Annotated in this window: 11 protein-coding genes; 2 read left to right on the top strand and 9 right to left on the bottom strand. The window is 44.5% G+C overall.

Annotated features, from left to right (window positions below):
* On the bottom strand, window positions 1-658 hold a 658-nt coding region (locus tag QME03_RS00445; protein ID WP_281723092.1), incomplete at its 3' end, for a Na+/H+ antiporter NhaA.
* Between the two features lie 232 nt (window positions 659-890).
* Here QME03_RS00445 and QME03_RS00440 point away from each other — a divergent pair.
* Window positions 891-2,234 (top strand): DUF389 domain-containing protein, encoded by a 1,344-nt coding sequence (locus QME03_RS00440; protein ID WP_281723091.1) that lies wholly within the window; start codon window positions 891-893, stop codon window positions 2,232-2,234.
* Window positions 2,235-2,319: 85 nt separating this feature from the next.
* Here QME03_RS00440 and QME03_RS00435 read toward each other — a convergent pair whose 3' ends face one another.
* The 5 genes from QME03_RS00435 to purB all read right to left on the bottom strand — a co-directional run bounded on the left by QME03_RS00435 (window position 2,320) and on the right by purB (window position 9,511).
* On the bottom strand, window positions 2,320-2,853 hold the full coding sequence (locus tag QME03_RS00435) for a DUF6646 family protein (protein ID WP_281723090.1): 534 nt from the start codon (window positions 2,851-2,853) through the stop codon (window positions 2,320-2,322).
* A gap of 6 nt (window positions 2,854-2,859) precedes the next feature.
* Window positions 2,860-4,308 (bottom strand): hypothetical protein, encoded by a 1,449-nt coding sequence (locus tag QME03_RS00430; RefSeq protein ID WP_281723089.1) that lies wholly within the window; start codon window positions 4,306-4,308, stop codon window positions 2,860-2,862.
* A gap of 267 nt (window positions 4,309-4,575) precedes the next feature.
* Window positions 4,576-5,979: an asparagine--tRNA ligase gene (gene asnS / locus QME03_RS00425; RefSeq protein WP_281723088.1), complete on the bottom strand. Its 1,404-nt coding sequence runs from the start codon at window positions 5,977-5,979 to the stop codon at window positions 4,576-4,578.
* Window positions 5,980-6,402: 423 nt separating this feature from the next.
* On the bottom strand, window positions 6,403-7,965 hold the full coding sequence (locus tag QME03_RS00420; protein WP_274946490.1) for a pseudouridine synthase: 1,563 nt from the start codon (window positions 7,963-7,965) through the stop codon (window positions 6,403-6,405).
* A gap of 199 nt (window positions 7,966-8,164) precedes the next feature.
* A complete protein-coding gene (gene purB / locus QME03_RS00415) occupies window positions 8,165-9,511 on the bottom strand; it encodes an adenylosuccinate lyase (protein ID WP_281723087.1) in 1,347 nt (448 codons plus the stop codon).
* Window positions 9,512-9,882: 371 nt separating this feature from the next.
* On the opposite strand from purB, the gene QME03_RS00410 reads away from it, so the two are divergent.
* The gene (locus tag QME03_RS00410) at window positions 9,883-11,412 is read left to right on the top strand and encodes a phosphatase PAP2 family protein (RefSeq protein ID WP_281723086.1); all 1,530 of its coding nucleotides are present in this window, start codon (window positions 9,883-9,885) and stop codon (window positions 11,410-11,412) included.
* Between the two features lie 229 nt (window positions 11,413-11,641).
* Here QME03_RS00410 and QME03_RS00405 read toward each other — a convergent pair whose 3' ends face one another.
* The 3 genes from QME03_RS00405 to QME03_RS00395 all read right to left on the bottom strand — a co-directional run bounded on the left by QME03_RS00405 (window position 11,642) and on the right by QME03_RS00395 (window position 14,440).
* Window positions 11,642-12,295 (bottom strand): hypothetical protein, encoded by a 654-nt coding sequence (locus QME03_RS00405; RefSeq protein WP_281723085.1) that lies wholly within the window; start codon window positions 12,293-12,295, stop codon window positions 11,642-11,644.
* A gap of 208 nt (window positions 12,296-12,503) precedes the next feature.
* Window positions 12,504-14,234, bottom strand: coding sequence for a fimbrillin family protein (locus tag QME03_RS00400; RefSeq protein ID WP_281723084.1), 1,731 nt, complete (start codon window positions 14,232-14,234; stop codon window positions 12,504-12,506).
* A gap of 20 nt (window positions 14,235-14,254) precedes the next feature.
* Window positions 14,255-14,440 carry a hypothetical protein gene (locus QME03_RS00395; RefSeq protein ID WP_281723083.1) on the bottom strand — a complete coding sequence of 62 codons (186 nt, stop codon included), beginning with the start codon at window positions 14,438-14,440 and terminating at the stop codon, window positions 14,255-14,257.
* Window positions 14,441-14,862: the final 422 nt, after the last annotated feature.

Raw genomic sequence — 14,862 nt, 5'->3', positions numbered from 1 at the left:
AAAACCACACGCTTTTTACACCCAAACGATTGCCCACTAGCATCACTGCAAGCACCATAAAGCCTATGGCTAAACTGGCAAATGAAATTTCGGTGGTATAGAAAAGTGCGATAATAACCACCGAACCTAGGTCATCGACGATGGCTAGTGTGGTAAGAAACACCTTTGCCGACACCGGTACACGATTGCCCAAGAGCTGAAGCACAGCCAAAGCAAAGGCTATATCCGTGGCCATGGGTATCCCCCAACCAAGAGCTGTGGGCGTGCCAGCGTTGAAAAGCAGATAAATTGCCGCAGGAAAAACCATTCCGCAGAGAGCCGATGCCACAGGAAGTGTAACCTTACGCAAATCGCGTAGCTCGCCGCCAATGAACTCGCGCTTCAACTCTAAACCCACAACAAAGAAGAACATCGACATCAATCCGTCGTTAATCCAGTGTTCTAAACTAAAATCCAAATAGTTCTTACCATTTATCGAAAACCCAAAATGATGCTCTAAGAAATGGGTGTAGGTATCGCGCAAGGGCGAATTGGCTAGCACTAAGGCCAGTATCACAAAGATGCCAAGCACAATACCGCTTGAACGCTCGCGGTGCAAGAACTGTAAAGTGGGTATAACAAGTCGGTTTTCTAATTCTTTTTGATACTGTTGTCTCATCTATTGCTTATAATATTTATGTAAAAAGATGGAGTGCCCACAAGCAAATGCCACGCTCAAAACAATCTAAAGGCAGCCATCGAAAATAAAATTAATGGGGTAAACACACCCATGCCGTACTGCAAAAATACGAAAAACAATGCGTTTATCAAAGTATTGCCTTACATTTTTAAGACCTTAAGGCTTTGAAAATTCAGTTTAAACACGTAACTTTGCCACAAAACAACTACAAATGTCACAACAAGAAAAATCGCTTTGGCAGGTGATAAAGGGATATTTTAACACCTTGCCCGACAAAGAGAACGAGAAAGATACCATCCAACAAATAAGCAGTGGAGTTGCTTTTCACGGCGCTAATCTCTGGGTACTGATATTTGCAATCCTGATTGCATCGCTAGGACTAAACGTTAACTCAACAGCTGTTATCATCGGTGCGATGCTTATCTCGCCCTTGATGGGTCCTATCATCGGAATGGGACTGGCAGTGGGCATCACCGACCTGGAATTGCTTAAGCGTTCGGCCACACATTACCTTGTGGCAACGGTTATAAGCGTAATCACAGCCATGCTCTACTTCATCATTACGCCGCTCACCGAAGCCCAATCTGAATTGCTGGCTCGCACATCGCCCACGCTTTACGATGTGCTTATCGCCCTAGCTGGTGGTGCTGCGGGCATCTTGGCACTGAGCACCAAGGGTAAAGGCAATGTGCTTCCTGGTGTTGCCATCGCCACGGCGCTAATGCCTCCCTTGTGTACTGCTGGTTATGGACTGGCTGTGGGCAATCTTTCGTTCTTCTTTGGGGCGTTCTACCTTTACTTTATCAACACTGTTTTCATTGCGCTTACCACCTTCTTGGGCGTAAGAATGCTGCGATTTAAGCGCAAAGCTGCCATCGACGAGGCTCGCCTCGCTGTTGTTAACCGCTATATTATCGGTGCTGTGGTGCTCACAATGCTACCTGCAACCTACATGACAGTGAACATTGTAAGAGAGAGTGTGAAAGAAAACGCTATTTTGAGATTTGTAAAAAACGAGTTTGAAGCTAAGGGCGCGCAAATCATTTCACACAAGGTAGACGATGAAAACAATTCGCTGAATATTATTACCGTGGGTAAACGACTCACCGACAGCGATATCGAGCTAGCCCAAAAGGCCATGGACACTTACCAACTAGCCGACCTCAAACTAAATGTGATACAGGGAACACAGACTGATAGCTTGATGCTGAGCCAAATGTTGAACGGAAATGGAAGCACAACACTAGCCAAAGACACGAAATTACTAGAACAAGCCGACCAAATTCAGGTCTTGAAAGAGAAGAACGACAAATACGAACGCTTGCCAAAATTGGCCAACGACATACGCAAAGAACTGAAAGCCATTTGCCCACAAGCTACAACCGTAAGCCTAGCATACGTTACAGAAGCTCAAATAGACACCACTTCCACAACCAACTACGTGATGGCCGTGGTAGGTTGCAAAGGGAAATTGCTCCCAACCGATAAAAACAGACTGCACCAATGGCTAAATGCACGTCTTAAAGCAGACAGTCTTCGCTTGGTAGTGGAATAATTAAAGGCGTTGCCCAAGCCACATTTCTAGTGGTGAGAGCAACGCCTTTAATATGTAAAAACGCGAAGAGCAAATTACAAGCTCGCTAGAAACTAAGGGTTATACCTGCCGAGAAAACAAACTTATAGGGGTAAAGTCCAGAAATTTCGCTCCGAGCAAGCGTTGGAAAGAAGTTGTATTGTGCCGAAGCATAAACGCCAAACAGCTCTCCAAAATTGTAACGCGCGCCAGTTTGAAATGACATTGTTTTCAAACTAATCACAGGACCCATGTAGATATCAAAGTTATCGGGCAGCTTTAATGGCTCCATTAAATGGAAGTTAAGGTAAAATCCTAAGTCGGAATTGTCGTAAAACGTTGGCCCATCATCGTTACTATCCACGCTTTTATCAACAATAAAAGCGTATTTCGCACCATAAGAAAGATAGTCGTTGATACCATTTTCGTATCCCAATTCCACGCCATTCTTACCTCCTACATTGGTGTAACCTAAGAAAAATTTTCTATCTGAGTCGCCATCAAAGGCCTGAGCATGCACTTGAACTGCTGCACTAAGGGCGAAAAAGGACACAAGCAACAAGCGCGTTGCATAATGTTTGAAAAGAAAATGCTGTTTCATGATGTATTATTTAATTGTGTATTTAGTGATAGAGAACACTCTTCGGCGCTCTTTAGTCTGATTATTTTTAACTACCTGTTCACCATAAACGATGAAGTTTTTGTCATACCAATGAAGCGTTCCCGAATACTTCATCTTCTTCACGTCCTCATCTTCGTTATCGGTTTCAATCATGTCCGACTTACGTTCTTGCGTCACCTCTCCGCTCTTGTTATTAAATAGTTTAGACACCAGTTTCTTATCATCGGCATAAATCAAGTCGACATCGTTGTTTTTTATACCTGCCGAGATGAACCGTTTTACATACATAGGCTGTTGTCGAGGGCGCATTTCAAAACAATTGTCCCAAAGCAGGTTGCAATCGGCATCAAACTTGGCCAGCACAGCATGCGTGTAAGCATAGCCGTTAAACTGTGTCATCATCGTTGAACCGACCCAATAGGTGATATAGGTGGGATAAAAAGCCTCGCCCAGATAAAAATAATCCTTGCCATCGGTCATAATTCCATGCGATGCCATGTTGTAATTAAGACTATATTCTTTACCTGCCTTTTCGGCCTTTTCTTTCTTACGTTCTATCCTTGCCTTGCGTTTATCGCTCATATAATCGGTGAAATTCTTTAGGTCGAGGAAGTTAACGAATCGCTGTTTCTTAAATTGCCAGTTCTCTAGCTGTGCAAAATAGATGCCTTGCGAGCCCCCTTTTTTGCTCTTGGTGTACGTACCAGTTATAAAATACTTGTCGTTTGCCTTAGACAATGAAGCCGAAAGCAACGTTTGGTCGATTTCGGTGGTAAGACTTGTGACGCCCAATTGCTTACCATTAAAGTCCACTCGGGCCAAATAGAGTTCGCGATCGCCCTTCACAACAGCATAGATAATATTGTCTAGGATGGTGTTTTGCAGGATGAGCACCTTACGGTCGCGTACACCTGGTATGTGTAAATCGGCAAAACGACAATCTCCAGACGCGAGATCTAAAATGCCGATGCGTTCTAAACGTTTCTCTGAAGAACTAAACACCATTTTACCATTGTGAATAATAAGGTCGCGCATACTGGCTTTTCGGGTGTATTCGCTGTCGGTTACCTTTGTTTTATGGGTTTTGGTGTTGAAAGCTATCACCGAGAAAGCACCGTTGCGTGCTCGCAGCACGGCATAATTTACATCGTTGTCGAAGGTTGAACTGTAGAAATGCAAGTCGTCGTCTATCAGCATCGAGTCTGTATAAATCGGCTTTAACTCGGTAGACAAATACTCTGTTTTGAAAAAACGCTTGCCGTGGTCCGTCTTTTTAGCGAACGAATAGACGATAAGTCCACGTTCGCCGATGGGCGAAACCACCAGGTCTTCGTAGTCGCCACGATGAGGATATTCAATTCTCGCCGCTACTTGTGCCACAGATTGTAACACGTTTAGGCACAAAGCCAAAAGGATTAAGTTAAATGTTTTCATCTTCATATTGTTTTGTTGGTTTGTTGTTTGTATATCCTTGTGTGTTGCACAAGGTCTTAATTTCAACCTCACTGCAAGGTTTGTGCAGTAGATTTTTGGTTTATGAGCAAGAAAAAGATAGAAGTTGTTTGCCTCTAGATAGAGTTGGGGTTAAATCATGAATGGCAAGAAAGCGCCAAAAGCCATGCTATTAAAACATTACTTCCAACATCTTTCTTGCCATCCTGAATTTTAGTATTGATTATCCCCTTTTCTCTAACATGTTTTTTAGAACTCGGCCGACTTCGGCGTGCGTGGGAAGGGTATTACATCGCGAATGTTTTGCATACCCGTTACGAAGAGAATGAGTCTTTCGAAACCCAAACCAAAACCTCCGTGCGGACACGTACCAAAGCGACGCGTATCTAGATACCACCACATATCTTTCATCGGGATGTGGCGTTCTTCGATTTGAGCCACCAGTTTGTCGTAGCTCTCTTCGCGAACACTACCGCCAATGATTTCGCCAATTTGTGGAAACAGCACATCGGTGCCTTGAACCGTGCGTCCATCTTCGTCTAACTTCATATAGAAAGCCTTGATACCCTTTGGATAATGGGTCATGATAACAGGCTTTTTGAAGTGCTCTTCAACCAAGAAGCGTTCGTGTTCGCTGGCCAAGTCCATACCCCAGCTAACGGGGAATTCAAATTTCTTACCTGCTTTTACGGCCTCTTCGAGAATGTTGATGCCCTCAGTATAGTCTAGGCGAACGAAGTCTTCGCTCACCACACCCTGCAAACGTTCAATCAGTGTGTTGTCTATCATCTTGTTGAGGAACGCAAGGTCGTCCTTGCAATTGTCTAATGCCCAGCGCACACAATACTTAATAAAGTCTTCTTCGGTGTCCATCAGGTCGTCAAGGTCTATGAAAGCCATTTCGGGTTCAATCATCCAGAACTCTGCGAGGTGACGAGGCGTGTTGCTATTTTCGGCTCGGAAAGTAGGGCCAAAGGTGTAAATCTGCCCCAAGGCCGTTGCTCCAAGCTCGCCTTCAAGCTGTCCGCTCACGGTAAGGCTAGTCATCTTGCCGAAGAAGTCATCGCTATAGTTCACCTTTCCGTTCTCGTCTTTCTTCAAGTCGTCCAGCTTTTTCGTTGTAACCTGGAACATTTCGCCTGCCCCTTCTGCATCGCTAGCAGTGATGATGGGCGAATGGAAATAGAAGAAACCATGGTCGTGAAAATACTTATGAATGGCAATGGCCATATTATGGCGTATACGCATAACGGCACCAAAGGTGTTGGTGCGCAGACGAAGGTGCGCATGTTGGCGCATATACTCGAAGGTTTGCCCCTTCTTCTGCATGGGATAGTCGCTACCACATGCGCCCAAGAGCTGCAAGTCGGTGCATTGTATTTCCGAGTTTTGACCTTGTCCTTGACTCTCTACCAGTTTACCCGTTGCGCTTACGCATGCACCAGTTGTGATTTGCTTGAGCAAATCGGCATCCACCGTTGTTGGGTCGACAACCACTTGCACGTTATTGATGGTAGAACCGTCGTTCAAGGCGATGAAGTCTACTGCCTTACTGCTGCGGTGAGTTCTCACCCAGCCCTTTACGTTTACCTCAGAACCGAAGTCGGTGCGTTGAAGTACGTCTACAATCTTTGTTCTACGAATTTTATCCATTGATGTTCTTTATTAAGAGATAAGGCGTTGAGGAGTTTAGCAGCTTAGCCATATGTCATATATAATGGTGTAAACAATGGTGTTTAGGCTGTTAATTTACTACCTTATCTAACTTTTATCGTCTATTAATGGCGGTAAAGAAGGGCTTAATACATTCGTGTGCCAACATGTTCTGTCAGCAATGCATCTGTACAAAGCCGTTTGTAGTGTCTGTACAAGGCCCTTGTAGTGGCGCTACAAGCCGTTTGTAGTGTTCGTACAAGGCTCTTGTAGTGACCGTACAAGGCCCTTGTATTGCCACATACGGCCATTTACAATCCGCCTAAATGGTAATAAGAAGCAAGTTATTAAGGAGTTTAGCCAACACCACAAAGGCATTTGGCTTAACTCCTTAACGTCTTTACTTCTTAACTTCTCGGTATATTATTCAAAAGCCCCCATTCTTAGCATCTCCACTTCCTTCTCGGTGAGGAAGCGCCAGTCGCCACGTTTGAGGTTTTTCTTAGTGAGTCCAGCAAATTGCACGCGGTCAAGACGAACCACGCGATAGCCTAAGCTTTCGAAGATGCGGCGCACGATGCGGTTTTTACCGCTGTGGATTTCGATGCCCACTTGCGTTTTATCCTTATCGTTGGCATATTCGATGGCATCCGCATGCACGTCGCCGTCGTCGAGCGTGATGCCCGTAGCAATCTGCTGCAAGTCGTGTTCGGTAACTTCTTTATCGAGGAACACGTGGTACACTTTCTTCTTCAAGAACTTGGGATGAGCCAGTTTACTAGCCAAATCGCCGTCGTTGGTAAGTAGAAGTACACCAGTGGTGTTGCGGTCCAATCGTCCAACGGGATAGATACGTTCAGGACAAACCCCTTTTACAAGGTCCATCACGGTTTTGCGTTGTTGTGGGTCGTCGCTTGTTGTAACGTAATCTTTGGGTTTGTTGATAAGCACATACACCTTCTTTTCGAGGGTTACGGGCTGTTCGTGGAAGATTACTTCATCAGTACGCAGCACCTTTGTACCCAGTTCGGTAACCACATTACCGTTAACCTTCACCATACCCGACTGTATAAATTGGTCGGCTTCGCGTCTGCTGCATACGCCAGCATTGGCCAAGTACTTGTTCAGGCGAATGGGTTCGTTGGGGTCGATGTTCTCTTCCTTATACTCGATACGCTTTTTCAGGCTATATTTAGCATTTGGATCGTAGTCGGGTGTACGTTGGCGATAGTTGCCTTGTTGGTAACCGCCACGTTGTTGATAGCCACCGCGTTGTTGATATCCACCTTGTTGGTATCCACCGCGGTTGTTGTTATAGCCACCGCGTTGTTGGTATCCGCCACGATTATTATTGTACGAGCGTTGTTGGTATCCGCCGCGCTGTTGATAACCGCCTTCTTCGTTGTTATAACGTGGACGATATCCTCCTTCTTGGCGTTGTTGGTAACCGCCTTCTTGGCGAGGCTGATAGTTTGAACGTTGTTGGTAACCGCCTTCTTGATTGGCTTGATATCCCCCTTCTTGACGAGGACGGTATCCGCCTTCCTGTCTGGGTTGGTAGTTAGCACGTTGTTGGTAGCCTCCTTCGCCTTCACCAGCGTTGTTATAACGTGGACGGTATCCACCTTCTTGGCGTTGTTGGTAACCTCCACGGTTGTTATTGTTGTTATAACCGCGTTGCTGATAGCCACCGTTGTCGTTGTTATAATTATTATAACGTGGGCGATATTGCCTTTGTTGAGATGTGTTGCCACTTTGCAAGTTGGCTCCAAATCCCTCAGGACGGAACGCCCCATCGTCTTCTCCGCCGTTAGTTCTGCGGTCAGAGCTGTAAGCGCGTTGCGTGTGAATACGTGGTCTCTGTGTTCTTGCACCACCAGTTCCATAGGTTCGGGAATAGTTTCCGCCTGCGTTGTAGCCTTCACGGCCTTCCTCTTGCTGTCCTGTCGACGTGTCTTGAGGGATCTTTTCCATTTCTGATTCCATAATTTTACTTCTTTTTTAACCTCACGGTTGCGTTAATATTTTTCTTTTAAACGTTAATTATAGTTTAGTTAGTTTATATTCATATTGATATGGTGAGACTAGTTATTCTAGAGAGAGGAAGGAAACAAGGGGATTCCAGTTATTCGTTGTTTCTTGTTATCTTAGTTATCCTAGCTCAACTAGTTTCTAGCAACTCTGTTTACACTCCTGTGTAGTTCCAGGGGTTGATGGCGAGCAATTCTTTTTTCACGTTATCGCTCACCTCAAGTGTGTTTACAAAGTCGTGAATAGTGCGTTCGGTCATCTTCTCGTTGGTGCGTGTCAGCGCCTTCAGTGCCTCGTAAGGATTGGGATAGGCCTCTCTTCGCAAAATGGTTTGGATGGCCTCGGCCACCACTGCCCACGTATTTTCTAAGTCGTTGGCCAGGGTTTCTTCGTGAAGAATGAGTTTGCGCAAACCTTTTAGTGTGCTTTGGAAAGCAATAAGGGCATGCCCCATTGGCACACCGATGTTGCGCAGCACGGTAGAGTCGGTAAGATCTCGTTGCAAACGACTTACTGGCAACTTTTGCGCCAAGAACTGTAGCACAGCATTGGCCAATCCCAGATTGCCTTCGCTGTTCTCAAAGTCGATGGGGTTAACCTTATGTGGCATGGCACTCGACCCCACTTCTCCGGCCTTAATCTTCTGTTTAAAATAGTCCATGGAGATATACATCCAGAAATCGCGATCCAAATCCAACACGATGGTATTGATTCGGCGCATGGCATCGAATGCAGCCCCCATGTTATCATAGTTGCTTATCTGCGTAGTAAGCTGTTCGCGCACCAGTCCTAACTTTTCGCTAACAAAGCGATTACCAAACTCGCGCCAGTCTATCTCGGGGTAAGCCACGTGGTGCGCATTATAGTTACCAGTGGCACCGCCAAACTTTGCCGACATTTTGCAGACTTTAAGCTGTGCCAATTGTTCTTCAAGACGATACACATACACGCCAACTTCTTTGCCCAAGCGTGTTGGTGAGGCTGGTTGTCCGTGCGTTTTGGCCAGCATGGGCACGTCTTTCCATTCGTCGGCATATTGCTTTAGTTGACCAATAAGTTCTTCCAACACTGGATAATAGCACTCTTCCAATGCCTCTTTCAGCGAAAGGGGCACACTGGTATTATTGATATCTTGCGAAGTTAGCCCAAAATGCACAAACTCTTTATATGCATCAAGCCCACCGATGGCGTCGAATTCTTCTTTAATGAAGTACTCCACAGCCTTTACATCATGATTTGTTACTTTCTCTATGTCTTTCACACGCTGCGCCTTGTTCTCGTCGAACAAGCGATAGATGTCACGCAACTGTTCAAAGCGCTCGCTGCCCACGCCCTTGAGTTGTGGCAATGGCAGTTCGCATAGTGCGATAAAGTATTCAATCTCAACCCTTACGCGATAACGGATAAGGGCATATTCCGAAAAATAATTGGCTAACGGTTCGGTTTTACCGCGATAACGGCCATCTATCGGCGAAATGGCTGTAAGCATATCAAGACTCATAATCTCTATTAGTACTAATTGAAATGCAAATTTAGCACAATTAATTGACACTCCATTATTTTATATAATAAAATGTGTCTTTGTGCGTTTATTTTCGCAAACGCCCACTGCTGAAGGTGGGTTAAACGTCTTTTTGCCATTCGCTTTCAAGAAAACATTCACGAAGAGCGGTTGCATAAATCGCTTTTTTTCATTAACTTTGCAACTTAACAGCTGATAAAGTCGTCAATTTTTCTACAACAACCATTATGCTAATTTTGAAGCACAGTACTATATATCACCCGAACAAGATCTGCCAACCACATACGAACATCGCTGCAAAGGACTTGTATTGTTCGCATGGGGGCATCCGTCGGCTCGTTTTAGCCGCTTTGTTATTCTTTTTCGCTATTGGTATCGCCGCTAAAGGTGAGCATTCCCAGTATATAAGCGTGCAGACCGACTCGATTTTCATCACCAATGAGGCTAACGACTCAACCACATTTGCACCTTTGCAGAGCGATTCGCTTGGTGATATGTCTGCAAACACCCGCGCACCATATCATCTTGACAAGATAAAAGTTGGGCGAGGCATCACATTTGTGGGCATTCCACTTGTTATTGCGGGCATCTTTGGCAAGAGCGAACGCCATCGGGTGTACTATCTGCACAACGATTTTTCGCCTAAATTCAAAACATCGGTAGACGATTATCTGCAATTTGCGCCTGCTGCTTTTGCAACAGGTCTAAAGGTTATTGGCTTACCTGGCAAGAGTGCTAATGTGCGCTATCTGGCAAGCAGTGGTTTTTCGTTCTTTATTATGGCGGCGTTTGTAAACAGCATTAAGTACACGGCCAACCAAATGCGCCCTGATAACAGCACACGCAACTCGTTTCCCTCGGGCCATACAGCCACCGCTTTCGTTGCAGCAACCATTCTTCACAAGGAATATGGCACCACCATTAGTCCGCTATACAGCATTGCGGGCTATGGAGCAGCCACGGCCACTGGCATTATGCGCATGCTAAACAACCGACACTGGATGAGCGATGTGTTTTGCGGAGCTGGCATTGGCATCATGTCTACCGAGCTGGGCTATCTTGTTAGCGACATGTTGTTTAAGGATAAAGGATTGATAAGACCCGATAAGGAAGAGATGGTAGACCTTCGCACGCGCCCTTCGTTCTTTTCTATTCGTGTGGGAGGCATATTAGGCCAACAAAAACTCACCATGCCCGAGAGTTTTAAGCAAATACTTGGCCAGCATCAACTGCTCATGCAGTTTGGAACGGCTTCGACTGTGGGTGTTGAAGCAGCCTATTTCTTCACACCACACATTGGGTTTGGCACCAGTTGGCAACTGGTGGGCCATCATGTTAAGCGCTTAGACAAAGTGTTTAAAGAGCCTTCGCCCACAGCCAACTTCCCATCTAACACCGTTTTCAGCTTTCCACGCACGGGCATCAACGAACTATGTGCCTCGGCTGGTCTTTATCTTTCATTGCCTTTCTCGCAACGTTGGGCAATGGGTGGCAAGCTAACTGTTGGCCGCAACAGCATCAAAGACATCACCGTAACTGCTAATAAAGCGGGAATAATGGCCGCTGTAGAACCAAAAGACACCTATAACAACTTTCGTCCCTACTCGGCCAGCTGGGATTTTCTTACCATCCATGGTAACAAAGCCTTGCTCTTAGGCACTGGTCTGTGGTGTACCATGGCTTATAAGCAAAACTATTGCTGGCGAGCGTATGTTGATTTCAACTATTCGCGCAATAAATTTACTGCAACGCTCGACCCACATGGATGGAGCAAGCAAGCATATACTTCTACAAAACTAGGCGACGAAAGCATTAGCGAAACCATTAAGAAGAACATGGTGCAGATAGGTGCGGGCACAGTGTTCTCCATTTCGTTCTAAGTTATCGGGTCTAAAGTCTTTACAAGCACCTCACGTGCGCGCATGCGCGCGCGTATTAATAAGGTGTAAGATTGCACCAGTAGGGCTTATCTTCTGCACCTGCTGCGTCTAGCAGATATTTTTACACAAGCAAACCCCAAAACAGCATTATCCAAATAAGCAGTTTTGGGGTTTGTTCTTTGTACTTTGCCTAGACTTTAAGCCTCAAATCATTTCAGCTTCAATGCTTCTAAAAGTGATAACCAATGGTTACGAAACCACCGTGTTGCACCTTACGTTTGGAGTAAAAGTCGTTAAACTGTTTGTTGTTGTAAACCAATTCGCGGCGCATACCCAGCACATCGAGCGTTGAATATTGATAACCGGCCGATATACTCACATTGTCGATAAACAAACTAAGGCCCGCTTTACAATCAAAGGCATACCAATTACCCTTGCTCGTGCTCACGTTTTGCACATCCCTTTCAAGTCCGTGCGCATCGAGGAGGCTCACACCAACGTTGCAATAGGGAATATTCATGATAAAACCGGGTTCGGCAAACAATCTTAACTGTGCATCGGCAATTTTCATCAACGTGGGCGTAACAAGATGAAGCGACGGGCGAAGATAAAAATTTTGAACCTTTTTATAGTCATCACCAATGCGCCAACCCTCTCCTTGTGGCACACCATCGATAGCAAACTGAGCCCAATAGCCCACCGAAGCTCCCACACCCACATAAGGTAGCATCATATAATGGTACGAAAGGTCCATCTGCCAAGTGTCGCTCGAGGTTAACAATCCCCCAAGAGCCACCCTATTTTTCTCTAAATCGGCGTTTCCTTGCGCCTTAGCCAATAACGCACAGCCCATAAAGCAAAGCAAAAATGCTACTTTTTTCATTCGTATTATTTTTAAAAATTTGTTTGTGCCAACAAAGTTAAACAAATAAATTTGTTTTCGGCTTTTCTCTTGCCCACTTTAACGATGATGCCTCTAAAAACATATGGGGAAAGAGCAGTGAGCCTAACTCACTTCTCTTTCCCCTGTTGTATGTATAATTGGCATCTACTAAGTTATAACCTTAAAATCGATGCGTTATACTTCACTTTTATTTAGGCACAAAGATTGGACGAATGCTGTGCATTTGATGCTTATGAGGCAGCAGGTCGCCCGACGTTAAAATACCCGATTGTACTTCTGCCAGCTTGTGAACAGCCATCGTATAAGCCATTGCTTGAATATCTCTTTTATCTGCCCTTTGATTAGGATCGGCCAACCAGTAAGCGCCTTGTGTTCCAGGCTTCTCTAGTCTCTTGCCGGCATCGTATGTATACACACCTGCCATGGGTAAGAAGAGGGCCTTTTCAAAATCGGCCTTTACAAACTTCCTCAAGTTAGCCTTACCGCTTGGAACCGTACCAGTAGCATCCGACTTTCTCAATTTATTACCGTTTTTACCGATTATATAGCCTTTTAGCGCTTGAGGAGCTTCTGGGTCAAACAGCGCACCATAGATATAATTGCCTTCATCGTCTATATAATAACCCATATAGAGTGCTGTATTTTTGTACAGATCCTTAAAATCTTGCAATGTGGGTATCATCCATTCACCTTTAGAAGCATAGTAAGCCAAGTCTCCGTAGTTACCATCTGCCGAAATTCTCTTTTGCAAGCTTTCCCTATCGGTCCAGTAAAAGTTCATCTTATCGCCTGAGTAGTCATGGGCATTCTTAATATCTCCCCAACGGAAGTGGTCGAACGGAATACCAGTGGTATTATCTCCTAATTGGCGACCGCTCAATTCACCTAGGTTGGTCATAGGTCCTGCTTTCTCGGTATAGAAATAATCCCATGGATTTGCTGCGAGGTGATAGCCTTCAACCCATCCTGGTGTTTGTTTGTTGGGTGTATATTGCAAGTTATATTTACTCCAGAATGCGTCTCCAATCTTAATATAAGGAGGATCGGGGATAAATTCTTTCACTCTAACAGTGATGGGATAATATTTAGCGCGTTCAATTTTCTTTCCACCAGGAGCAGTGAAAATATATTGCTTGTTGTCGCTTGTTTCAATCTTGAACACAGGTTTGAAGTTTGCATCAGGGAACACAGCCACTTCAAAGGTGTCGGTTGCAACAGATGGCGTAACCTCGATATCGCCCATAAATGGTTCCTTCAGCGTAGAGTCCTTTAAATTGAACTTAGCCTCTTTAATAACATTCGAAATGGTGAGTTTCTTAATATTCTTCAACTCGCCAGTTGTAGCAACAAAGTTCAATTGCAAAATGGCGTATTGCTTATTCAGCGTTGCAGTACCCGTAGCATGGCCCTGTGCATCAATCTTTACTTTATCAATCGTGCCATAGCTATAATCGAAGTAGCGCAGTTGGTCAATCTTACCATTCTGACGCTTTTGTACTACATTGCCTCCTTCTGTCACAACTGCCAGGTCCATGCTAATTTCCACCTCGTGCTGGTTGTGGCCTGCACTCAATTTATAGGGATAGAAAATAGCAATCTTGTCGCCAGGGGCGCAATTAACATCCCCCTGTAGTCTCGACGAAGTGCCTGAACCAATAGCCGTTAACTGGTCGAAGGTTTGATTACTGGTAAGATTATAGGCGCTAAATCTGTCGCCTGCAACCCACTTGTTACCTGTTTTTACACTAACAATCGAGCGTGTAGCACCATCAACCGATACAGACAATGGGCGCTTAGCCGTTCCGGTAACACTAACAGCGTTGTTATTGTCGCCATTAAGTTCGCTTGAGCACGAAGCCAGCATAACAGCCACAACGCCAAGAATGATTTTAGAAATCTTATTAAACTTGAAATTCATGTATTCTTGATTTTATCCTTTTATTCTTCAAAATCAAACATATCCGATTTAGCAGAACCCGTGCTTGGATCTCCCCATATTTCAGGGTTTTGTTTTTCGTGTTGTCCTGCGGTTACGCCAACACCATCACCACTTGCTGCCATCAGAGATTGCTCAACATTTACGTCCATGCACACACTGCATGGTTTGACATAATTTTTTTTCATCTTGTTTAATTGTTTATGCTATCCTAGAATTTGTTCATTAGGCGCTGATTAACACCAGCGTCTATATTTGTGAGTTATACCGGAAAAAACAAAATATTTAGTCTCCAATTGTCATCTCCTAAAATTGACTCTCTATATAAACGAGTACAAAATTACAATATTTATTTTCAAAACAAACATATTTTTCCATTAAATAGTTACATTTTTCTGTTTATTAGACAATGAAAATTTATATTTATTAAGGCATTTAAACATCTAAACCAATCAAAGCAAGGCTCCATATTGCACAGTTTAAATGCAACTATCAACAAAAAAATCCCACCAAACCAATACGCTAGTATCGTTTCGGTGGGATTTAAATAAGGCATCAGCTTTTTAGTAAAGGCTCTTTTAGGGCAAGTTGTCGAGTTAACTGTAAATCA

The sequence above is a fragment of the Hoylesella shahii genome, assembly GCF_937990675.1.
Taxonomy (GTDB): domain Bacteria; phylum Bacteroidota; class Bacteroidia; order Bacteroidales; family Bacteroidaceae; genus Prevotella; species Prevotella shahii.
Note: the sequence above shows the minus strand (reverse complement) of the source record. Positions and strands in the feature narration are given on the sequence as shown.

Excerpts from the sequence above, each read along its gene's own strand:
- QME03_RS00440 (WP_281723091.1), top strand. The coding sequence starts at position 891 with ATGTCACAACAAGAAAAATCGCTTTGGCAGGTGATAAAGGGATATTTT.
- QME03_RS00435 (WP_281723090.1), bottom strand. The coding sequence starts at position 2,853 with ATGAAACAGCATTTTCTTTTCAAACATTATGCAACGCGCTTGTTGCTT.
- QME03_RS00430 (WP_281723089.1), bottom strand. The coding sequence starts at position 4,308 with ATGAAAACATTTAACTTAATCCTTTTGGCTTTGTGCCTAAACGTGTTA.
- asnS (WP_281723088.1), bottom strand. The coding sequence starts at position 5,979 with ATGGATAAAATTCGTAGAACAAAGATTGTAGACGTACTTCAACGCACC.
- QME03_RS00420 (WP_274946490.1), bottom strand. The coding sequence starts at position 7,965 with ATGGAATCAGAAATGGAAAAGATCCCTCAAGACACGTCGACAGGACAG.
- purB (WP_281723087.1), bottom strand. The coding sequence starts at position 9,511 with ATGAGTCTTGATATGCTTACAGCCATTTCGCCGATAGATGGCCGTTAT.
- QME03_RS00405 (WP_281723085.1), bottom strand. The coding sequence starts at position 12,295 with ATGAAAAAAGTAGCATTTTTGCTTTGCTTTATGGGCTGTGCGTTATTG.
- QME03_RS00400 (WP_281723084.1), bottom strand. The coding sequence starts at position 14,234 with ATGAATTTCAAGTTTAATAAGATTTCTAAAATCATTCTTGGCGTTGTG.
- QME03_RS00395 (WP_281723083.1), bottom strand. The coding sequence starts at position 14,440 with ATGAAAAAAAATTATGTCAAACCATGCAGTGTGTGCATGGACGTAAAT.